Annotated in this window: 18 protein-coding genes and 1 tRNA gene; 9 read left to right on the forward strand and 10 right to left on the reverse strand. The window is 40.3% G+C overall.

Translation table 11 applies throughout. From position 1 onward, the window contains the following. Positions 1 to 442: 442 nt before the first annotated feature. The gene (locus RMX89_RS04040; RefSeq protein ID WP_229498888.1) at positions 443 to 1228 is read left to right on the forward strand and encodes an RNA polymerase sigma factor SigF; all 786 of its coding nucleotides are present in this window, start codon (positions 443 to 445) and stop codon (positions 1226 to 1228) included. A 51-nt stretch (positions 1229 to 1279) separates the two neighbouring features. Here RMX89_RS04040 and bchD read toward each other — a convergent pair whose 3' ends face one another. Beyond that, positions 1280 to 3310 (reverse strand): magnesium chelatase ATPase subunit D, encoded by a 2031-nt coding sequence (bchD, locus tag RMX89_RS04045; protein WP_322686006.1) that lies wholly within the window; start codon positions 3308 to 3310, stop codon positions 1280 to 1282. A 121-nt stretch (positions 3311 to 3431) separates the two neighbouring features. On the opposite strand from bchD, the gene RMX89_RS04050 reads away from it, so the two are divergent. From RMX89_RS04050 to rnc, 4 genes are all read left to right on the forward strand, one after another. Beyond that, a complete protein-coding gene (locus RMX89_RS04050) occupies positions 3432 to 3743 on the forward strand; it encodes a hypothetical protein (RefSeq protein WP_322688007.1) in 312 nt (103 codons plus the stop codon). Between the two features lie 42 nt (positions 3744 to 3785). Further along, the gene (locus tag RMX89_RS04055; RefSeq protein WP_322688008.1) at positions 3786 to 4394 is read left to right on the forward strand and encodes a hypothetical protein; all 609 of its coding nucleotides are present in this window, start codon (positions 3786 to 3788) and stop codon (positions 4392 to 4394) included. 513 nt (positions 4395 to 4907) lie between these two features. Next, positions 4908 to 5693 carry an NYN domain-containing protein gene (locus RMX89_RS04060; RefSeq protein ID WP_322688009.1) on the forward strand — a complete coding sequence of 262 codons (786 nt, stop codon included), beginning with the start codon at positions 4908 to 4910 and terminating at the stop codon, positions 5691 to 5693. Between the two features lie 139 nt (positions 5694 to 5832). Further along, positions 5833 to 6519 carry a ribonuclease III gene (gene rnc / locus RMX89_RS04065; protein WP_322688010.1) on the forward strand — a complete coding sequence of 229 codons (687 nt, stop codon included), beginning with the start codon at positions 5833 to 5835 and terminating at the stop codon, positions 6517 to 6519. Positions 6520 to 6669: 150 nt separating this feature from the next. Here rnc and ftsH2 read toward each other — a convergent pair whose 3' ends face one another. The 8 genes from ftsH2 to RMX89_RS04105 all read right to left on the reverse strand — a co-directional run bounded on the left by ftsH2 (position 6670) and on the right by RMX89_RS04105 (position 18021). After that, positions 6670 to 8556 (reverse strand): ATP-dependent zinc metalloprotease FtsH2, encoded by a 1887-nt coding sequence (ftsH2, locus tag RMX89_RS04070; RefSeq protein ID WP_322688011.1) that lies wholly within the window; start codon positions 8554 to 8556, stop codon positions 6670 to 6672. Between the two features lie 461 nt (positions 8557 to 9017). Further along, complete coding sequence (locus RMX89_RS04075) at positions 9018 to 9512, reverse strand: hypothetical protein (RefSeq protein WP_322672743.1); 495 nt, start codon at positions 9510 to 9512, stop codon at positions 9018 to 9020. A 223-nt stretch (positions 9513 to 9735) separates the two neighbouring features. After that, entirely contained in the window at positions 9736 to 11181 is a 1446-nt protein-coding gene (gltX, locus tag RMX89_RS04080) for a glutamate--tRNA ligase (protein ID WP_322688012.1), read from the reverse strand. Positions 11182 to 11314: 133 nt separating this feature from the next. Beyond that, positions 11315 to 11388: transfer RNA gene (locus RMX89_RS04085), tRNA-Asp, on the reverse strand. Between the two features lie 110 nt (positions 11389 to 11498). Continuing rightward, positions 11499 to 13013: a serine/threonine-protein kinase gene (locus RMX89_RS04090; RefSeq protein ID WP_322672745.1), complete on the reverse strand. Its 1515-nt coding sequence runs from the start codon at positions 13011 to 13013 to the stop codon at positions 11499 to 11501. A 101-nt stretch (positions 13014 to 13114) separates the two neighbouring features. After that, positions 13115 to 14737, reverse strand: coding sequence for a serine/threonine-protein kinase (locus RMX89_RS04095; protein ID WP_322688013.1), 1623 nt, complete (start codon positions 14735 to 14737; stop codon positions 13115 to 13117). A 325-nt stretch (positions 14738 to 15062) separates the two neighbouring features. After that, the gene (locus tag RMX89_RS04100; RefSeq protein ID WP_322688035.1) at positions 15063 to 16247 is read right to left on the reverse strand and encodes an esterase-like activity of phytase family protein; all 1185 of its coding nucleotides are present in this window, start codon (positions 16245 to 16247) and stop codon (positions 15063 to 15065) included. A 313-nt stretch (positions 16248 to 16560) separates the two neighbouring features. After that, the gene (locus tag RMX89_RS04105) at positions 16561 to 18021 is read right to left on the reverse strand and encodes a TM0106 family RecB-like putative nuclease (protein ID WP_322688014.1); all 1461 of its coding nucleotides are present in this window, start codon (positions 18019 to 18021) and stop codon (positions 16561 to 16563) included. A 61-nt stretch (positions 18022 to 18082) separates the two neighbouring features. Between RMX89_RS04105 and RMX89_RS04110 the strand changes: the two genes are divergently transcribed. Further along, positions 18083 to 18241 (forward strand): hypothetical protein, encoded by a 159-nt coding sequence (locus RMX89_RS04110; protein WP_322688015.1) that lies wholly within the window; start codon positions 18083 to 18085, stop codon positions 18239 to 18241. 589 nt (positions 18242 to 18830) lie between these two features. Here RMX89_RS04110 and RMX89_RS04115 read toward each other — a convergent pair. Next, on the reverse strand, positions 18831 to 19184 hold the full coding sequence (locus RMX89_RS04115) for a hypothetical protein (RefSeq protein ID WP_322688016.1): 354 nt from the start codon (positions 19182 to 19184) through the stop codon (positions 18831 to 18833). 561 nt (positions 19185 to 19745) lie between these two features. Between RMX89_RS04115 and RMX89_RS04120 the strand changes: the two genes are divergently transcribed. The 3 genes from RMX89_RS04120 to RMX89_RS04130 all read left to right on the forward strand — a co-directional run. Then, entirely contained in the window at positions 19746 to 20246 is a 501-nt protein-coding gene (locus tag RMX89_RS04120; RefSeq protein ID WP_322688017.1) for a hypothetical protein, read from the forward strand. Further along, the gene (locus RMX89_RS04125) at positions 20243 to 21001 is read left to right on the forward strand and encodes a hypothetical protein (RefSeq protein WP_322686017.1); all 759 of its coding nucleotides are present in this window, start codon (positions 20243 to 20245) and stop codon (positions 20999 to 21001) included. The genes RMX89_RS04120 and RMX89_RS04125 overlap by 4 nt, the downstream gene beginning before the upstream one ends. Then, the coding region (locus RMX89_RS04130; RefSeq protein WP_322688018.1) for a tetratricopeptide repeat protein at positions 20998 to 21820 on the forward strand (823 nt) is incomplete at its 3' end. The genes RMX89_RS04125 and RMX89_RS04130, both read left to right, overlap by 4 nt.

Raw genomic sequence — 21820 nt, forward strand, 5'->3', positions numbered from 1 at the left:
TACCGATCCAATACTTGTCGGGTTTTGGGGAAAAGGGGAAAGAAAAAACCTTTAACCTAAACCCAGTAACCTTTTCCCAAATCCAATTCCGAGTTAAAAATCCACAAAGCGTGCAGTATTGACTACCGATCCACTTGCACTCAGTATGACAGATGACTATTAGGTAAGTGATGCATTTTTCAGCATAAATAGCTAGTTTTTGTTGCAAAAGCTAAAGATTATTTACCATTCAACAGTTATATAAAAAGCAAAAATCACCTGTGACAAAGAGGTTCGCAAAATCATGCGTACAAATACTGAATTGTGGAGTTAGACCCCTAACAAGTTCAGTGAAACGACGATGGCTTATTCTTCCCTGACTCAGCAAAATAATAACAGCTTAGAAGAAAATATACGCAGCTCCATTTTCTCAGGAATAGGAGTTACAACAAAGGTAATTTATATGGCAACAAGTGAGTCCTCTTTACGAACTGATGGTATAGAATTATTGCACTTGTATCACCAGAATCCATCTATTAAACTTCGTAATAAACTTGTACAGTTACATACTGGCTTAGTACGGAAGATGGCTCATAAATTCAGCCATCAATGCAATGAACCTTATGAAGATTTAGAACAAATTGGGTATTTTGGTTTGATTAGGGCTATTGAGCGTTTCGATCCTAGCCAAGGATATGCTTTTAGTTCGTTTGCTGTGCCATATATTCGCGGTGAGATGCTGCACTTTTTGCGCGATCGCAGTACTCTATTAAAAATTCCTCGTCGTTGGCAAGAATTATATAATGAAGGACAAAAGATTCGCAAGGACTTATCAATCTCTTTAGGTCGCCCGCCCAAGGATGCTGAAATTGCCAGCCAACTTCGGGTATCTGTACAAGAATGGCAAGAAACCAAATTAGCTGCTCAAAACCGGATGCCTTTGAGTTTAGATGCAACCGCAGTTAACTATGTTGATTGCCAAATAACCTTAGGTGAGGCACTTCCTTGTCCTCGTTCTCATGTGCTTCTGCAACAAGAAGAAGAACGCCAACAACTCCAAGGAGCAATCAATATGTTGGAAGAAAAGCCCCGTATGGCAGTTGAAATGGTATTTTTGAAGGAACTTTCTCGCAAGGATGCAGCTAAGAACATTGGTACTAGTCCAATGACAGTAACCCGCTATCTGCAAAAGGGAATTCAAGATTTGATTTGCTATTTACAACCACAGGTAATGCCTACTGGCTCGTAGTCATAGCTAAGTCAAAAATCCAATGACAAATGACAAATGACAAATGACAAATTATCTAGATTTTAAATCAGCGATCGCACCTTTGGTCATAGCAGCAATAGCTTGATCTGTCGCTTTCGGCAAATGATAATATTTACCGCCTGCTGTTTGCGATAATTCTTTAGCAAACCCAGTAGACACAAATTTACTTTCTGTATCAATTACTAATAGTTGCATTCCTAAAGCCCGGATTCTCGCAGCAATTTCTAATAATTCTCCTTTGATATCTGGCTTTTCTCCTGGTTCTAGCTGTTCGCCCAAAGAACGCGCTAAAGGAATATTACCTCGCCCATCGGTGATTGCTACAAGGACAACTTGCCCAATATCTCCACTCATCTGAGCATTTAAGCCGACGCGCACAGCTTGAGTTAAACCATGTGCTAAGGGCGAACCCCCACCACAGGGCAACCTTTCTAAACGGTTACGCGCCAAAGCAATAGAACGTGTTGGAGGCAATAATACCTCGGCCTGTTCTCCTCGGAAGGGAATTAATGCTATTTGGTCGCGGTTTTGATAAGCTTCAGTCAATAGTTGCATTACTGCACCTTTAGCCGATTGCATTCGATTCAGTGCCATTGAGCCAGAAGCATCTACCACAAATACTACCAACGCCCCGGCTTTACGTACCAGGCGTTTCGAGCGAATATCAGGCTGTTCGACAATAACTTTTCTATCTGGTTGTCTTTCTCTTCGTGCTTTTTGATAAGGAGCCGCAGCTCTCAACGTGGCATCTACTGCAATGCGTCGCGCTTTCCCTTTGGGCAACATTGGCTTAATGTAGCGTCCCCTGTCATCCGAAAAGATGACACTGCGACTACCAGATTTACCTTGCCGCTTTGCTGTTTGAGTAAAGTAAAGCACGCTGTCATCAAGAATTACCCCTTCTGGATCGAAGATAAACTCTTCCGGGATACTGGGCGGTTCTTGCTCTTGATTTTCTTCCTGTTCTTCCTGTTCTTCTTGTTCCTCTTCTGATTCGTCTTGGGGTTCTTCTTGATTTTGTGGCGGCGGCGGAGGCGGAGGTGGTGCTTGATCTGGTGGTGGTGTCTGCACAACTGTGGCGCGTGGTACAATTACCAGTTCCACCGCACGGCGCAAATCTTCGGCATTAACTGTTGTTCGTCCCTCTAAAGCTGCGGCGGCTTTGGCAACCCGCGTGGCGAATAACTCGGCCCGATGTCCCTGAACTCCACCGCGAATTGCCTCATCTACTAAGTAGGCAATTTGTTCGTGGGTGATGATTACTTCTTTCAACCATTCCCGCGCCAAGATGATTTGGGTTTTGAGAGAGTCTAAATCTTCGTTATACTGTTCGAGAAAGTCTTGGGGAGATTTAGAATAAGCGATCGCTTGATCGACTGCTTCTACTCTTTGATCTAAGCCGAGTACACCGTCAGCAGATAGTGCGATCGCAATTCTATCTAGCAAATGCTCTCGTAATCCGCCTTCTTCTGGATTGTAGGTAGCAATAAATAGGGATTTGCACGGATGCTGAAAACTAATCCCTTCCCGTTCGATCTGGTTGCGTCCCTCAGATAATACTGTTAAAAGTTGATTTGATATTTGGTCATCTAATAAATTAATTTCGTCTACGTACAGTACACCCCGGTTTGCTGTAGCGAGTAACCCAGGCTGAAAAATCGTATCACCTTGTTTTACCGACTTTTCAACATCTACTGAACCGAGGAGTCGGTCTTCGGTGATACCTAGAGGAATTTGCAAAAAAGGCGCGGGAATGATTTCGACGGGAACATCTTGAGTGTCTTTGTCTGCGTACTCCGCCAACAGTTGATCGTCCCATTCTTCGGGGCGATTGGGGTCGCAATTGCTGATTGAACCTTTGACAACTTCAATCGGTGGTAGTAGAGCGTGGATAGCACGAGCCATTACAGATTTTGCCGTACCGCGACGACCTGCGATCGCCACTCCTCCCAAACCAGGATCAACTGCGGCTAATAGTAAGGCTAATTTAATTGCTTCTTGACCGACTACGGCTGTCAAGGGAAAAGCAGTGATGGTGGGATTGATAGTAGGCGCAGGCATTGTTTGCTTTCATAGCGAGTCTCGGCCTTTAGCATACCAATTTCTGACACATTTAGAATATAAGTGCGATCGCCTCTGGTGAGCGGTTATCGCGATCGCATTTCCCTTGGGAGGAAGATTGATGAGTATTGCCCAGACTAAACGCTTCACAATAGCTGAATACCACAAGCTTATAGAACTGGGTTTTTTCCATGAAGATGACCACATTGAATTAATTAACGGAGAAATTATTGAAATGGTATCCAAGGGTACAGCTTATGAAACTTGTTTGCGAAACTTATTGCGAGAACTTCCAAAAATTGGTAAATATAGTTATTTAAATAAACGAATTATTTTATCAACATCAAGTAATAAATTTCCTTGCTTCCCGGATTTTTCTCTTGATTTAGTGAGGGTGTTTCCGCCCAAACTGAATTTTTCAGCTTTGCTATAGCAATGAGATAAGATTCAGTCATAAGACTAAGGAGTAAGTTCTATGGCTTATAGTGATTTTAAACTTATTGAGGTTATTGATTCGTTTGGGTTAGTTATCCACGAGTCATCTGGATTATTTGCAAACATACAGGAGCAAGACTGTAGTGATTTGTTATCTACCATTCTTAAGGAAAATGTTGATTTAGCAGTAGCAATAAGTTCGGAAAAAGCTCGGAGCGAAATGATAATTAGTCCAATTTTATTAGAAATTAGACGCAAATTTAATTATGAAATAAGTTTGTTTTCTGGAGTTGATTTTACTGTTGATAGCCAACGAGGACTAAATGGATTTTGTGATTTTATTTTGAGTCTTTCTTCGGAACAGTTGCTTGTACGTAGTCCGGTGGTTGTCTTAGTAGAAAGTAAAAATGAGAATTTAAGGTCTGGTTTAGCACAATGTATTGCTGAAATGATAGCTGCTCAGTTATTTAACGAAAGAGGTGAAAATCAAATTAAAACTATATATGGTGCTGTTACTATCGGCACTATCTGGCAATTTCTCAAGCTTGAAAGTAATGTAGTTTCGATTGATTTGAGTGAATATTATATTAAGGATATTAAGAAAATTTTAGGTATTTTGTATGGTGCGCTCGCGCAAAGTAAACCGTAAATTATTATTAGCTAAAATGTTTTTGCAATAATCCTATAGAGCCTTTTTAAAATTCATGGATATGGGTGAGCGCTTTTACGAAATCTTCATAAATAAATATCTTGACATCCAGGAGCAACTATGCAAATGTATATTTAAGACAGCAAAAGAACCGCACTCTAAAGCGCAGGTTTTTGGTGGTTGTCTCAGCAGTAGAATTCCTAGTTTCCTACCGAGCTTCATGTCGTTCCTTTGGCTGAATATTCAGCCCAATGTCAGGTCAACTAATTGCCTAGACTTTCAATGGGAAGACAAGATGTTTGGATGAATATTCAGGGGAAGGTATGACGCGAAACTTGCTAGGAAACTGGGAGTTCTACTGCTGAGACTTAAACCAAACGAAAGCGACGGTAGAAAACTTTATTGCAGGGTAGTACTTTTTGAGTACAAATTCCTCGTATAAAGCACCGCTACTGCTAGATGTGTAATTTGTTGAAGCTGTCCAGTTCACCAAAGAATTATGGACATATTACAATGACACACGCTAATAAATCTTTCAATACACAAACAAACCAGAAGCTACCTCTAGTTTCCATTTATTGGGATTATCAAAATGCTAAATTAAATCCATCTCAGGCTAAATCATTGTTGGATTTAGCACAATCTAAAGGACGTGTAATTAGTGCAAAAGTTTACTACAATGCACAGTGTCAAGCTCAAGTTTCTGTAAAGGATGATTTCGGCAATCTTTTTAACTGTCTTAATGTTCCTTGTCCTTTAAAAGATAGTGCAGATAACCAATTAATCGCTGATTGCTTAGGTGAAATTCACAGTAATATGTCTCCAGATATAATTATGCTCATATCAGGAGATGGAGACTTTGTAAAATTAGTTCATAATCTGCAAAAATTAGGGAAACAAGCCATCATTCTTGCTCAAAAAGGTAATGTAAAACAAAAGCTGAAAGAATTGGCTGATGAATTTTACTTTTTAGATGATTTACCTCGATTAACTAGCAATAAGACTCAACCTCAAAACACGGCTCTTATGTCTCAGATTAATTGCAAAGAGGCTATAGAGTATCTAATTGAAGCTATCAAAACTGCTTCAAGCCAAGGTAAGCCTACCGTATTTGGTCGCATTGATAAATTGATGCGTCAGCGTTGTGCTAACTATCAAGGATGCTCATCTATTTGTACAGATGATGGTAAGAAATTTAAGAATTTTAGCCAGTTTATTGATGTTGCTGTAAAGGATGGCAAAATACGAAAGCAAAATCAGGAGTTATTTTTAACTGAGTTAGAGATACTGGCTGCCTAAAATAGCTTTTAAAAACCCAATTGATTAAAAAATTGGGTTTTCCCAAGACACCGCAATTTGCGGTTTTTTTATGTCTGAACAAAGCAACACTTGTAAAGTTTCCCAACAGTCAATTTTCGCAACAAAACACAAAATAAAAATGCACAAACTTCTAATATTTCATAATGAAAAACTTCTACGCCGTGCGCTTACCCACCGTTCTTACGTCCATGAAAATCCCGGAGAAGGCGAACATAATGAACGCCTAGAATTCCTCGGTGATGCTTTACTGAATTTCTTAAGTGGCGAGTATCTATATAGTTGCCACCCAGAAATGGGAGAAGATGAATTAACTCGACGGCGTTCGGCGCTGGTAGATGAAAAGCAATTAGCAAAATTCGCCGAGGAGGTAGGTTTAGACTTTAGAATGCGGTTAGGAAAAGGTGCAATTAGAGATGGAGGCTACCAAAATCCTAATTTGCTCAGTAGTACATTTGAAGCAGTTCTTGGTGCTTACTATTTGGATAATGATTCTAATATTGAAACAGTCCGCGCAATTATAGAACCACTATTTGATTCTGTAGATCCTAAGCATATAATTGTGCCTCGTTCTAATGTAGACTCAAAAAACCGCTTTCAAGAATGGGTGCAACGCAACGTTACTCCAAATCCCCCAAAATACTTTACAGACCAAATCGGAGGCCCTTCTCATGCACCAGAATTCATCGCCAAAGTATTAGTAGATGAAAAAATTTACGGAGAAGGTAAGGGACGTAATAAAAAAGATGCAGAAAAAGCTGCTGCTGAAGATGCACTAGCTAAGTTGAAAAAACAAGGTTTGTTATAGAGTTTATGGGTTCATAAATTTTGAGAATTTTAAAATTAGAAGCTTTCTAACACTGAAAAAACGTAAAAAAATGAGGATGGTATACTCCACCCTCATTTTATTTTTTGTCACTTTACTCCTTTCGAGATGTAGCCAGAAAAGAGTCAAATATTATAGTTGCGGTACGTACTGCTGTTTCTCTGGTACTTCAGCGTACTCAGCCACAATCTGGCGGAATTCTTCGCCGTCAATGGTTTCCTTTTCAATGAGCAAATCTACTAAGCGATCGGTGACAGTGCGATGGTCACGGATGATCTTCTTAGCATTGTCGTAGCACTGCTCAACAATTTCTCTGACTTGTCCATCAATGCGGGAAGCAATGGATTCGGAATATTCAGACCGGGTTGTCCAGTCACGACCCAAGAAAACTTCTCCCTGCTGGCTTTCTAACGACAGTGGCCCTAAGTCGGACATCCCGAACCGAGTCACCATTTGCCGCGCCATTCCCGATAACTGCTGCAAGTCTCCACCAGCGCCAGTGGTAACTTCCGCAGCGCCAAAAATAACCTCTTCAGCGGCGCGACCACCCAAAGCACCAGTAATTCTAGCTTTCAGTTGAGAACGAGAAATTAACCCCTGTTCTTCATTGGGTGTAAACCAAGTTAAACCCTGTGCTTGTCCCCGTGGAATCAGGGTAACTTTCTGTACTGGGTCATGGTCTTTTAACAAAGTTCCAACTAAGGCGTGTCCGATTTCGTGGTAAGCAATCAAGCGCTTGCTCTTGCTGTCCACCAAAGGAGTACCTTCCATGCCTGCGACTACCCGATCCACTGCATCATCAATTTCGCGGAGAGTGATCGCTTCTTTGCGTCTTCTAGCAGTGAGAATTGCTGCTTCGTTGAGTAAGTTGGCTAAGTCAGCACCAGTAAATCCAGGAGTGCGGCGAGCGATCGCATCCAAGGATACACTTGCATCTAATTTCTTGTTCCGTGCATGGACTTGCAAGATTTCCAAACGCCCTTTGATATCGGGTGCATCGACTGTTACTTGGCGGTCAAAGCGACCGGGACGTAACAAGGCTGAGTCTAGTACATCAGGACGGTTGGTAGCAGCAATAATAATGATGCCTGTGTTACCTTCAAACCCATCCATTTCGGTGAGCAATTGGTTGAGGGTTTGCTCTCTCTCGTCGTTACCGCCGCCGATACCAGCGCCCCGTTGCCGTCCTACGGCGTCGATTTCATCGATGAAGATAATACAAGGGGCATTGTCTTTAGCTTTCTTGAACAAGTCGCGGACGCGGGATGCACCCACACCTACGAACATTTCCACAAATTCCGAACCGGAAATACTGAAGAAAGGTACGCCTGCTTCACCTGCGATCGCTTTTGCGAGTAAAGTTTTACCAGTTCCAGGAGGCCCAACTAACAGCACTCCCTTGGGAATCCGTGCGCCTACAGCCGTAAATCTTTCTGGCTGCTTCAGGAAGGTGACGACTTCTTGCAATTCCTCTTTAGCTTCTTCGATTCCAGCTACGTCGTCAAATTTGACGCCGGTTTTTGCCTCCATTTGGAAACGCGCTTTAGATTTGCCAAAGTTCATTGCTTGACCTGGGCCGCCGGGGAGGTTGCTAGAACGCCGGAACAAAAAGAACAACCCAGTAATCAATAAAACTGGAAAAATGAGATTGCCCAACAATCCCCAAATTGCACCATCATTGCGCATGGGGTGAGCATCAAAACTAATGGCTTTTTCTTTGAGCTTGCTAATTAACTCAGGAGCGTTAACAGGCAAATCCACACGCCACCTTTGGACATGATTTTCCAGGTCTGGATCGCGGGCTTCTATAATTGCTGTCCTACCGCCTTCGTAAAGATCCACACTGCTGACGCGATCGCTGTCCAAGTATTCTAGAAAGCGACCGTAAGTCATGCGGGTATTAGCTGTATTCTTACTCATGTCAGCAGGAGCGCCTGCAAACGCCCCTTGCCAGAAGAAAAAGCCAATTACCAAAGCCGGCAACGTCCAGAGTGCTACGACTTTCCAAGAGAATTTCATTTTAATTTGCCTCTAGATGCCTATACAACTCGTTAGCTCTAGTAACCGAATGTTCATCACTCTGTCACTTTAAGCTGTTAAACGGATGTTTATAAATCCATTTTGTTTAATTCGATCTCTTAGATGCACTGCCATAACGCGATTAGAGCATTATGGCGATGCCAACAAGAATCTTAATCAAAGTTAACTTAATTTTAATACAATATCGCACGAGAAAAGGGAGCGCAACGGGATGCAAAGACAGAGAGAATTTCTCCAGAATGCTCCTCGTATCGTTCCAGCCGCTCTGAATCATGATTCTATTTAGGGAGAGGCGATGAATCGCGTCTGTACAAGAGTGGGCGAAATGAGGGAGCAGGGGAGAAATCAATTCAAAATTCACTCATTCAAACATTTTAGAACTTCTGCCTTCTGCCTCCTGCCTCCTGCCTCCTCTTTCCCAATGCCCAATGCCCAATGCCCTACTTTACTTCTGTAATTTTTAGAGTGTAAGGAAGATACTTGCCCTTTTCATAGGAACCAACCCAAATTTGGTAACTTCCAGGTAGCCATTCACCAACAATGCCAGCATTTTTGCCATCAAAATCGTCATTGCACCAAGTACCACCGGGCCCTTTGATAATCATGGTGGTGTCTTCAGGACTTTGCACTTGCAGCTTTAGGTAGTCAAATTTACTTGTTAACGCTAATGTGTGGTCTGGTGTTTCATCCACAAATCCGGTACAAGGGCCAGTGGCTGTTTCGCTTCTGCCACCTACTTGACTCCCAGATATTGAGCCACCACTCATCCCGCGAACTGTCAGGGGGTCTGGCGAAAACTGAGGGCTAAGGGTGACATCTCCAAATATCGTTGGCGCTTCCTGAGCATCAACCGCAGCATTAACTGTCGATGTGATGAAGAGCGTAACTATCATAAACGATAATCTCATCCCTCTATTGAGCGCTTTTGTAGGCATTTTAATTACGTTTGCTTCTAAGTGTTTTTGAAGACATTAATTTTACACACCAAGTTCCCAACATGAGGAGAATTGACTACCTATTTTAGATTTGAAACTGGGGATAATTCATTAGTAATTAGTCAATGATTTCTTGTTCTTATAGTTGCTCTACCTAATGAATAGGGGCACACATTTGTACGCCCCTAAAATCTGAAATATTTCTAAAATCTGGAAGTAATCGCTACTTAGCTTCCGTTATAGCCCGACTCAAGCGCGGTTTATCCAAACCAATCTGATTTAGTAGTAACCAAGATTGGATCAAGTCGGGGCCATGAACATCTCCAGTTAAAGCTGCTCGGAGCGATCGCATCACTAAGCCTTTTTTGACTTTCTGCTCTTTCACAACTTGTTTAATAATGTCCTGGGCGACGGCTTCCGAGAGTTGCGGCTGATTTTCTAAAGCTGTGACAATCGCTTCAAGGACAGCAGCAGAACCTTCTTGCTTTAATTGTGTACTGCCTTCTTCGCTAAATTCAACTGTGTCGTTAAAAAACAGTTGACCTTGAGCTACTGCATCTACCAGGCGAGTCAAACTCTGGCTAATCAAAGTTACTAGCTGTTCTAACCAGGGGCGATCTCTTCCATCATCAAATTTATAGCCAGCCGCTTCCCAAAAGGGAATGAGTAAATCTGTGAGTTTATCTACTGGCGTATTGTGGATATACTGACTGTTCAACCAATCCAGCTTGTCCCAGTCAAACTTTGCACCTGCTTTATTGACGCGCTCAAAGCCAAATTCTTTAGCTGCTGTTTCTAAGGTAAATATTTCTTGTGTCGAGTCTGGTGGCGACCAACCCAGCAATGTCATGTAATTTACCAAGCCTTCAGCAGTAAAGCCCATTTTCTGAAATTCAGAAATGGAAGTGACGCCATCCCGCTTAGAAAGCTTGCGCCCTTCCATATTCAAAATTAATGGCGTATGGGAAAACTCTGGAATTTTTGCACCCATCGCTTCATACAGCAGAATTTGTTTGGCAGTGTTGGCGATGTGGTCTTCTCCCCGGATGACGTGGGTAATTTGCATATCGATGTCATCCACTACAACAACAAAGTTGTATAAAGGTTGACCGCTACCCTCTTCTGAGGCGCGGGCGATGACCATATCACCACCTAAATCACTACCTCGCCAAGACATCTTTCCTCTTACTAGGTCCTTCCAGACAATTTCCCGCCCATCTTCGATTTTGAAGCGAATTACAAAAGAACGACCTTCTGCTTCAAAGGCGGCGCGTTGTTCTGGGGTGAGGTTGCGGTGACGGTTGTCATAGCGAGGTGCTTCGCCTCTAGCTTTTTGAGCTTCTCGGAGCGCCTCTAGTTCTTCGGAAGTAGTGTAGCAGCGATAGGCTAATCCTTGGTCTAGCAGTTTTTCTACTGCTTCTTTATAAAGATCCAGGCGTTGGGATTGGAAAAATGGCCCTTCATCCCAGTTCAGTCCTAGCCAACGCAGTCCTTCAAGAATATTGTCGGTGTATTCGGGACGCGATCGCTCTAAATCTGTATCCTCTATTCGCAGTATAAATTTCCCACCGTGGTGGCGGGCAAATAACCAGTTGAATACAGCCGTTCTTGCTGTACCAATATGTAAATTTCCGGTTGGACTCGGCGCAATACGGACTCTAACAGTCACAGTTAATTCTCTCTTTCGCAAAGCATGATAAATGTAGCTTATATTTAAATCTTGAATCCTGAGTCAACCTCTTTGGGTAATTCAGAATCTAATATCACCTAAGTTAAGTGATTCGCTACTCATAAATTTAGAACGGGACTGACGGGGCTCGAACCCGCAACTTCCGCCGTGACAGGGCGGTGCTCTAACCAATTGAACTACAGTCCCTTGTTTGGCAACTTTGCTATTATCACTATTTTTTTTCTACTTGTCAAGTGTTTCGGAGTCTGGAATTAGGAATGATTTTTATTACGTATTTTTTAGGTGCGAATTATACGTTAAACAGACCGTGATAATACAACCTGTGGCTCTGATTCCAGATGCTGCAATATTCGGGATTGCATTTGTTTATACTGCTGTTTCAATAGCTGTTTGCTCAATTGGGGTTGAGAAGTGGGTGGTAGACGATGACTCTGTTGCACCCAAGTTTTTAACATTTGCCGTTGAGTTGGCTCAATGCGGCTGCTGAGAACCTTGATGCAGGAATGTGGTGCTTCCAGAGTAAAGAAAATCAAAGGATACTGTTCATTTTCAGCCAGGAAACTTACCATCCTCAGATTTTGGGGATTTTGCATATCTAAGTAGCACGGTAGCCACTTAGGAGCGAATTGCTGATTATAGAGTACACTTACCCACAACAACATTGGGTGAGGGGATGTCACAAAGACAAACTGGTTATAACGGGTAGAAACCGCATAGTTTTTAATTTCTTGTTTAGATAACATCAACCATAGCGCTGTTATAGATCCTTGGGGAGTGTCTAGAAGCTGGGGAAAAACAATTTCTTGAATTGGTTTATTTTGAGGCCACAAAAGTTGCCGATAGCTTTGTTCTACAGTAATTGGTAATGCAGAATTTAAGGGAGACTTAAAGGTGAAGTTTGTAGGTAAAGTAGGACAATTAGACTGTTCTATACTGTTTAAAACTTGTAAAATTTCAGCGATATTTTGAGGGCGATCGCTTGCTTTTTTAGCCAGACAAGCCATAATTAAATTATTTAACTTCTGAGGTATTTTAATAGTAGGTTTAACATCTGCGATCGTTTTCGGTGCTTCAAAATGATGTGCTTTATACCAAGCGCCAAAGTAATCAGTTTCTGTTTGCCAAGGCTTTTTGCCTGTGAGCATCTCAAACATCATCACACCCAGACTATAAATATCAGAGCGACTATCTAATTTTTCCCCATCTAGCTGTTCTGGAGAACAGTAGGGTAAAGTACCATTAAATCCGCTACTTGTACTAGCTGTTGATGCATAATTCAAAAATCTAGCAATACCAAAATCAAGAATTTTAACTAACTGGCCCAATATCGGATCGGGAATAACTAATATATTGGCAGGCTTGATATCTCGATGAACCAACGGACAAATTTTGCCATCAATGTTAATTCCTTGATGAGCACACTGTAAGCCCAAACAAATTTGGCGAGAAAGAGTCAAAAACATGGACAGAGATAGCGGAATTAAATCCTTTAAACTCTTACCACATAAATATTCCATGACGTAATATGGTTTTCCTTTCTCATTCACACCATAATCATACGCCCGCACTATATGTACGCTCTTTTGACTCAAGGCTGCACTCATTAAAGCTTCACGAGCAAAGTCTTGTTGCATCTTGGTATTAACAACAGTTTGAGTCAAAAACTTGATAGCAACTGGTATACCTCCTAACAAAACATCATTTGCTAAAAAAACTTCACCCATGCCACCGCTGCCAATTAATTGCTTGAGTTGATAGCGATTGGCAAGCAAGCCCGTACTACTAGGAGATGTAGATAAGCTCTGATTCACTTTGTTCACCTTTGATGCTGAGTCCATTGAAAGTTAGCAATAAATACATAAAAATACTCTTAGTTAATGGTGGCAAGCATTTTGATTTTACTAGCAGAATTTCAACGACGTAATAGCATTTTCAAAAACATTTCCAAAAATTTATTTATCCAAGTTTTTAAAACTTCTGTCTCAGATTTTTGATGTGTGGCTAAGTTTCGTAATATGTCTAACTTCAGCTTTTCGTACTCTGCTTTTAGAATATTTTTGGCTTGACCAGGCAAAATCAATTCATTTGACTGTTGACTCATATCTAACCAATCTAAAAGTTGCTGACACTGTTTAGCCGTAAGATTTAAAGTCATTACATGAGAGCAATGAGTTGGCTCTTCTAAGGGGAAAAATAGTAAATGATAGTAGCCTACTTCTGCTAAACTACGTGCTATTTTTTGACTTTTATTATCTTTTAAATCCAGAAAATAAGGTAGCCACTTAGTCGTAGAAGGTTGGGCGTCATACAGCACTGTTAACCACATTAGCATCGGATATACATTCATTTTACTAATAAATTCAGTACTATGTATTTTATCTAAAAATTTTGCAATCTCTTGTTTGGGCAACATTGCCCAAAAAGTTGGTATAGGTCTTTGAGAAGTCTGTAGTAAATGGGGAAAACCAATTGGTGCAATTGGTTTATTTTTAGGCCAATTTTTCTGCAAGCACTCTTTTTCTGATAGTAAAGTTGCGGGTACTAATTGAACTGGAAGCGAAACTTTAATAATGTCTGTGCTATTGCTAGAAATAACATTATTAATTTGAACACTTACTTTTTCTAAATCTTCTAATATTTGGTTGATATTCTGAGGGCGATCGCTTACTTCTTTAGCTAAACAAGTCATTAAGATTTTTTCTAATATTTCTGGTATTTGAACTTGCGGATTTACTTCTTCAACTGTAGGTGGCATTTGAAAGCGATGGGCTTGATACCAAGTACCAAAGGAGTTACTTTTTGTTTGAAATGGGTGTTTCCCTGTCAGCATCTCAAACATTAATACTCCCAAACTATAAATATCAGAGCGGACATCTAGCAGTTTCCGCCCTTCCATGTGTTCTGGAGAACAGTAAGGCAAACTGCCAATAAAAGAATCTGTTAGGGTCATTCCACTTCGCTCTGTTAAAAACTTAGCAATACCAAAATCTAATATTTTAACAATTTCACCTTTTTTACTATCTTCAGCAATAAATATATTTTCTGGTTTAATATCTCTGTGAACAATAGGGTAAATCTCTCCTTTAAGGCTGATACCTTGGTGGGCACATTGTAAGCCTAAACAAATTTGATTACAAATTTCTAAAAACTTCGATATTGTTAAAGGCTGAATTTTCAGAATTTGTTTGAGATTTTTCCCTTGGAGGTATTCCATTACATAAAATGGAGTTTTATCCTCAGTAACTCCATAACTTAAAATGCGAACAATATGTTTACTTTTGCGGCCCAATTGAGCGCCAATAAAAATCTCTCTGGCAAAACGTTGGGACATTTGTTGGTTTGACAAACTAAGTGATAAGATTTTGATTGCGATCGGCATACCGCCTTTAGCAGTATCTTCTGCTAGATAAACTCTACCCATCCCCCCTTTGCCAATCAAATCTCTGATTAAATAGCGATTGTTTAAAAAATGTCCGATGTAATCGTCTATTTCTGCCTTTTGCCCTACCATACTCTCAATTTTATTTTCTGGCATAAAAATCATTTATAAAAAATGTTATTGGCAAAATACTTGAATAAGTCTAGCTAATTATTAAATTTAAATCTAAGAGATGTCCGAGTTTTGAGAAAATTAATTATATGCTGTAAATATGCTTAAGCCCTCTGCAAAAGCTACTAAACATTGTGTAACATATTTATTAAGGAGTACGGTTGAGAAATTACACGTAAACTATAAATAACCTAGATAAAGTTACCTAGTATATTCAGTGAATACACAGGAATAATCAGAAATAACTAAATAGCAGTCAAGTTGCAATGTTTATGACGGGCTGCGCCTAAGCACCTTTATTTCTGTGCAATTAAAGCTTAAAATTTGGGAGTACCCGGCGTAATAATCTAATGAGGGGATTTTCAACTTTAAGTTGAAAGGCTAGTATCTGAGTGCGTTGTAGGGAGTTAAAATTATTATCACTGATGAGAATTAATGATTGTTGACCATTCGGTAGTTTTGGACCAAGAGTTAAGCCTTCGATGTTGTCTAGCAGTACATCTAGTTTTCTCAAATCTAACAACAGTTTTTTCTTAACTGGTTTAATATTTTTGAAATCAATTGCTAAAAGGCTATCAATATTATGAATATCATCGGCTTTTTCTAACGAAACCTGAAACAGAGAAATAGCAAATCCTAAACCAGTAAAAGACCTTTCTAAACTTAAAAAGTGTCCTTGATTATCAAGAGCGAGTAAATCGGGTAATCCACTAGCGAATTTGCCAATCAGATTTAAAAATGGTGTAACTGATTCAGTTTGGTAAAGAAATTCTTTTTCGGGTTGGTTGTTAAGCAAGTTGTATTGCAAAATCCTGCAAGAACTACCAATATTAGGTTTCGCTGCGACACCATCTTGAATTAGAGCATTTTCGGTGGCTGTGAATAGATGCTTATTATCGGGTGTGATGGTGAGGCTTTCAAAAGCCAAATTGTTGCGGATACCTTTTTGATTACTTTTATCTGGTAAAAATTTCTTTGGTATAGAAAGTGTCGCAATTTCTCTCCCAGAAGATAGTGAGAACTCTTTAATAAAAGGATTAATTAATTTTGCAGCATCACCTTCAGAAGATACAAACACAGTTGCTTTATTAGTTAATGCAATACCTTCTGTATCAGTTTCACCAGGGCAAAATGTTTGACTGTTTTCATTTAATAATGTAGTAACACTGACTGGAATAATTCCATCTTTTTCTAGCAAACCTTTGCTCAAATCAATTTTTAATGTGTAGAAACGAGCGGCAGCTTTTTGTCCCCGGTCATCTGAAATAGCGTAATAAAGGTTGTTTTTGGCATTATATGTAATTCCAGATAAACCTCCTACTTCAGTTTCTTTAAATATTAAACCTTTCTGTAAGGTTGCTTCTCCAATAAAATCTATACTACTAATTTCAACACTATTTGAAGAAAAGTTTGTGAATACAAGGCTAATAATTATAATTGGAATCAGCAAGTAAATAATTTGTGGAAATACGAAGATTTTTTTAAATATCTGCATAATTTTTATCAAATAAATATTTTTAGGAACAAACACTTATACATCCCTACAAATAATATCAATTAAATAAATATAGCAAGGGACTGGGGACTGGGGACTGGGGACTGGGTGAAAAGCCTTTTTGTGTCTAAGTTTTATCGTCTGTTGATGTCCTAACTACCAAGGCTTGTGCTAGAATTTAACAGATACAAACCTGAAAATTCCGACAAATCATGTTTTTTTAACTTGGTGACAAGTCTGAGTAGGTGTTTCTTTTACTTAAACTTCTCAAAAAGTATTTGAATTTGAAAACCTTTAAAAAATAATAAATTACTTAAGCTAATCGTAAATCATACTCACTTTGGAAAAAGTTGACAAGCCAATCTTTCACTTTATGGGTGGCGCGGCAGTCATCTTCGTTGTAACGTTGGATAATTTCTAGTAAGGTGCGATCGCCTGTTTCTAACCATCGATCGTACCAGTAAATACACTTGGCACCACTGGCTTCTTTATCACGCCACTCAAATCCTATCCAACGAGCGATCGCTTTCAAGGCATAGCTTTCTACGGGCAATGCTACACTTTGGGTTAATTGTTCATACACATCCACAAATCGATTCAGTACAGGACGCACTAAGGAGTGTGGAGTGCCGTAAAGTTTTGCCAACCGTTTGACTGTATCAAACTCGTAGACACAAAAATGATAAATTGGCGCTTCGGGATATTGCCAAACCAAATCCAAAAATTGCTGCCAAACTAATTCTTCGTCTTCTGGTTTGTCTGCTAAAAAAGAATAAAATTGTTCTGTATTAGCTTGTCTATTAACAACCAAAACCCCTAAAAGATAATCTAAATCTAAGTCTGGCTGGGCTTCAATATCAAAATAAAGCTCTATGGGCACTGTAAATGTAATATCTTCTGTTGGTAGCGGATATGGTAGAATCAACGGTCGTTTTTCTAGTGCAGATTGAGCTTGTACTACCAATTTGGGCGCTACTTCGGTGTCAAAACCAAGTAACTTTTCTAAGCTGCTGGGACTGGTGTTAGCAAGAGATTCCAGTGTGGTAATGTCTAAGGCTTGGAGTTGAGTGTAGCGCAGTGGTGTTACACCTGGTAGCAGTGAGAGATGTTTTTCAGATTGAGCGATCGCATAACATTCAGTATACCAATGGCAAAAATTGCACTTTTGGCGAGAAATAAATACCTCTGGCGGATTCGGTAACTCTAATACTTGAATAAACTCTTCCAAAATCTGCTGCATCCGTGGTGTCCATTTGCATAGATCGACTGCATAATTTGTATTTTTGGTTCGCAATATGAGCAAAGCTGTTTCAGGTGCAACTCCCTGCACTGTTGCCAACACTTGGGCATGAAATGCAGCGACAACTTGATATTCTTGCTTAGGGCGCTTACCCAGTTCAATACTAGCTGGGACGTAGATCCAATCTCCAAAATTTGATTGTCCCGGCTGTTTCACAAGTAAATCTGGACGACTTAGTAGGGTGTCTGCTTCCGAATAAGTTGCTAACAGTACTCCTTTATAGATGTACTCAACCCCACGCTGCATCAATTCTAAAGTTGCTTTCTCTCCCTTTTCCCAGTTTCCATAAGAATAATCTGGTTGGTAATAAGTCATCTGTGCCAAAGCACTCAACTGATGAGCGATTTTGTCCTGTTGCAGTTTCCGTAGCAACTCATTGGGAGCATCGCGCTGACTTTTGTCACCGTAGATATCTAGAAAAGGTCGGCGTTTACAGCGTTGGTATTGCAGTAGGAGTTCAGCATTGATTAGCATCCTTTTAAGTTAACAAGAATTAGCAGAATCTGGGAGTAACTGTGACAATTAAAATCTGGAAGTGGTGATAGCTTCTCTCGAAGACGCTTGGCGTAGCTTGCTTCCCCGTATGGGTACGCTGCGCTACGCCAACGCGTCCACACTGAATTTGCCGTTTATTTTATACTGTCAACAGCTAGAGCGTTTGCTTTTCTGCCAAATTACAACTCAAAGAGAGTAAAAATCACAGTTTGTCCATTATTACAAGGTTACATGACAAAACAACATCAGCCGGATCTCATCTGTAAACGTGTCACACAACGATCGATCGCACGAGCAATCGCAAAACTCTCCTCTTATCTTGACGATTAATTTGAGTGCAAAACGATTGCATAATTATCGACTCAAGAAGGCGGATTCAGTCAGGTGCAAAACTTTATTCTGCTAGAGAAGGCTGTACGAGCGGTTAAAACTGCGATTGTCTGAACAATATTTTCTAATCAAGCTGTTTTGATTTAAGTAAAAATAGTAAGAGTGAAAATGATGTGGGAATAATTTCTAAGTTGTGCTTAGTACAATGTCTAACCTAGTAATGAAAAGTTCGTAGTAAGCACTTTAGTGTTTACTACGAACTTGTTGACCTTACTAATTTCAACTTAACAGACTATAGCAATCCTATTTGATTTGTGAGAATTTTGGTGTTGACTGTCCTTTGTCATTGGTCATTTGTCCTTGGTTTTGTCTTATGAATGATTTAGGATTGCTATATTAACAAGGATTTTGGCCAACGCATAATTAATTAAAACTACACCGTCAGCTTTTATCCCTGCTTATTTTCTCCCGATATCTAACTGTACTTGCAATCCATCATTGTCACTGCCTGACTGAGCCGGTGTTAAGAAAACTGAAGTGTCTGGCTGTGATAATGATTCGTTAAAGCGAATTTGGGCTGGAGTTTTATTTTCTCTTCTATTATTGTTGGAAAGGCTGGCTGGATTAGTTTGCTCAAAAAAACTTTTAAAGTCATCTTGGGCTGTTTTCCGATCGATTCCAAGTAGAGAATCACCACTTAATCGATATTGTCCGGGATTTGAGTTTGATGCTGGTGATTGAGCGTAGGCTTGGCTTCCTAAGCTTACAAAGGCTGCCGTAATCCCCAAGAAAGCAATAATTTTGGCGTTCATTTGCTCGCTCCAAATTATTTTTAATATTGCTCGTCTATTATTCTCTGGGAAAAATATTTTGATTAACTCTATTGTTAGGTTCAACTATAATAATTTTATTGCGTATATACTTAGCGTGTCAATGATTTTTGCTATTTTAGGGATTAACAAGTTATAGCTTTGATATCTCTTGAGAAGTTGGATTATCTGGTTAAGTTTCTGAGCGATCGCAGTTAAAGTTCGTTGAGATATGCCAGGATTAAACCAGGGATGCCAACAGGTACAACCGCATTCCCTTTTTTAGTCGTTGACTTTTATTATCAGTGTTACAGGATAGCGATCGCACTGGTCATGCTGATTAAGTTTTTGCACTGGTATTGCGCCTGTTACTTATTACTCATTACTTATTACTCATTACCCATCATCAAACGCAAAGGAGCTTGTGAGAAATGCGGGAATATGTAGGCGCGTTAGCTTACCAGCAATACCAATCTAGATATTCAGTATGCCTTTAAGTATCCAGGGTGTATAGTAAATTCAGCGTAATTAAACGGAATCGCAACCGAATTAGTTTATTTTGCTATGCCAAATGAGCTTTTACAAATTTTAGTAGGTGCATTTATCAGTGTTGTTTCTGGGTATCTGATTAATCAATTACCCCCACTCAGAACTTTTCGGGGTAGCTGGTTCTTGGTTACTGCTGTAGTAACTGAACTTGCTCTCTTGGGAGGAATTTGGGCATGGTTGTCTGGAGAAGTTGCTAAAACATCAAATGTCAGAGGGTTGGTTGAAAAGATTGGTGCTGTATTAGTGGGAGCTTTTTTAGTTCATATTCTCCAACTCATCTTTGGTAACGCTTGGGGTAGACAGTCTTCACAACCAACACCCCCTCAGCCAGGGACAAATCCGGGAACTGTTGTCAGAGGGACACGGATGAAAGGGAAAGGAAATAAAGCAAGAGTTACTAAAGGAGATGTTTGGGTAGAAAATACACAGATAGATGGCGAAAACCAAGAGTTTGATGTGACAGATGGTGTTAATCCTCCATCTTCTCCCCAACAAAATAATCCTCCGAATCCATGATTATTGCTAATCGCACAGAGGAACTTCGACTTTTTGAGCAGATGGTGCAGGGGAGCGTTGCCAAACGGGTGCTACTGATTGAAGCTAAATCTGGTTTAGGTAAGACTCAGTTACTGGCACGTTTTAAGCATACTCTGCCTCAAAATATATTATCTGTGCAAGTGGATCTCAAAACAGCACAGCTAGGAATTCCTTATGTCTTTTCTTGTGTACGTAAACGTTTAGGAAATGAACGTTTTCCTCATTTAAACGCTGCTGTTGGGCAATATCTCAAATCGGGGATAGAAGTCTCTAATACTACGATGATTGGCAAAGATAATCAATTGAGCGTAGTTTTGTCTAATGTGGATGAGTCTACACGCAATTTTCGTTTGACTGAACTAAGAGAGGCATTCTTTCACGACTTGCGGAAAATTCCTCAAACATTAGTCTTTTTGTTTGATTCTTACGAAAAAGCCATTACCGAACTGGCAGACTGGTTAGGAGGCGAATTTTTAACTGAGGTTGTTGATACAGACAAATTAATTGTAGTAATTGCTGGGCAGGAAATTCCTCAACCGACAATTGAGTGGATGGATGTGCATCACTGTTGTCGTTTAGAAGCCATCTTAGATAAAGAGGCTTGGTATAACTACAGCCGAGACAATAAATTGCCCTTTAATCAAGATGAAGTGGGAATGGCAATACAGATATTAAAAGGACAACCTGCGGAAATTGTGAAAACCTTAGAATCGGTAGCAAGAGAACGGCAGTGAATCATGAGTTATTGCAAAAACTAGCAAAGGCACAAACAGATGAGGAACGCTCTTGGATTGTCACGGAAAGTTTGCTTTCGACGCTTTCGCCTGAGTTAGCTGCTGCTGTTTGGGCGGTAGTAGTGCCACACTGGTTTAATGCAGAGATTTTAGCAGCACTGCGCCCAGAATTGCTTTCCACATCATCTCAGCTTTATACAGAATTGCAAGCTTTACCTTTTGTGGAAGAGTTTCCTGATAGAGGGCATAATGTTCACGATTTGACGCGAAATCTGATGTTAAAACATTTGCGACAAGAACGTCGGGATGAGTTTATCACGTTGTCGCAACGAGCAGTTGAGTATTTTGGCAGTACCAATGAACAGCCAGAAACTCAAATTGAATGGCTGTATCACTTGATTGTAGTTGACCAGGAGTGGGAAGGCGGCGAGCTTTGGGATTTAGCCCAAAACTGGGACAATAATTTTCGTGTTGCCGAACTAGAATCGCTGATTACAGCATTATTAGAACAGGTTGCAGCAGAGCAAGTAGCAACTCCAGCGAAAGCAGAAGTTTATTATTGGGCAGGTAAAGCAAAGTTTCGAGTTTATCGAGCAACAGAAGCCTTAGAGCTATACGAAGCAGCATTGGCATTCTACCGCGACATTGGCGATCGCTTGGGTGAAGCTAATACATTACAAGCTATCGGCGATGTCTTGCAGTTCCTCAAACGCAGCAGCGAAGCCTTAGAGCGCTACGAAGCAGCATTGGCATTCTACCGCGAGATTGGCGATCGCTTGGGTGAAGCTAATACATTACAAGCTATCGGCGATGTCTTGC

The organism is Nostoc sp. DedSLP04, assembly GCF_034530775.1.
Taxonomy (GTDB): Bacteria; Cyanobacteriota; Cyanobacteriia; order Cyanobacteriales; family Nostocaceae; genus Nostoc.

Excerpts from the sequence above, each read along its gene's own strand:
- RMX89_RS04125 (WP_322686017.1), top strand. The coding sequence starts at position 20,243 with ATGATTATTGCTAATCGCACAGAGGAACTTCGACTTTTTGAGCAGATG.
- ftsH2 (WP_322688011.1), bottom strand. The coding sequence starts at position 8,556 with ATGAAATTCTCTTGGAAAGTCGTAGCACTCTGGACGTTGCCGGCTTTG.
- RMX89_RS04050 (WP_322688007.1), top strand. The coding sequence starts at position 3,432 with ATGAGTATTGCCCAGACTAAACGCTTCACAATAGCTGAATACCACAAG.
- RMX89_RS04060 (WP_322688009.1), top strand. The coding sequence starts at position 4,908 with ATGACACACGCTAATAAATCTTTCAATACACAAACAAACCAGAAGCTA.
- RMX89_RS04120 (WP_322688017.1), top strand. The coding sequence starts at position 19,746 with ATGCCAAATGAGCTTTTACAAATTTTAGTAGGTGCATTTATCAGTGTT.
- bchD (WP_322686006.1), bottom strand. The coding sequence starts at position 3,310 with ATGCCTGCGCCTACTATCAATCCCACCATCACTGCTTTTCCCTTGACA.
- RMX89_RS04055 (WP_322688008.1), top strand. The coding sequence starts at position 3,786 with ATGGCTTATAGTGATTTTAAACTTATTGAGGTTATTGATTCGTTTGGG.
- RMX89_RS04095 (WP_322688013.1), bottom strand. The coding sequence starts at position 14,737 with ATGCCAGAAAATAAAATTGAGAGTATGGTAGGGCAAAAGGCAGAAATA.
- rnc (WP_322688010.1), top strand. The coding sequence starts at position 5,833 with ATGCACAAACTTCTAATATTTCATAATGAAAAACTTCTACGCCGTGCG.
- RMX89_RS04075 (WP_322672743.1), bottom strand. The coding sequence starts at position 9,512 with ATGCCTACAAAAGCGCTCAATAGAGGGATGAGATTATCGTTTATGATA.
- RMX89_RS04115 (WP_322688016.1), bottom strand. The coding sequence starts at position 19,184 with ATGAACGCCAAAATTATTGCTTTCTTGGGGATTACGGCAGCCTTTGTA.
- RMX89_RS04040 (WP_229498888.1), top strand. The coding sequence starts at position 443 with ATGGCAACAAGTGAGTCCTCTTTACGAACTGATGGTATAGAATTATTG.
- RMX89_RS04100 (WP_322688035.1), bottom strand. The coding sequence starts at position 16,247 with ATGCAGATATTTAAAAAAATCTTCGTATTTCCACAAATTATTTACTTG.
- RMX89_RS04105 (WP_322688014.1), bottom strand. The coding sequence starts at position 18,021 with ATGCTAATCAATGCTGAACTCCTACTGCAATACCAACGCTGTAAACGC.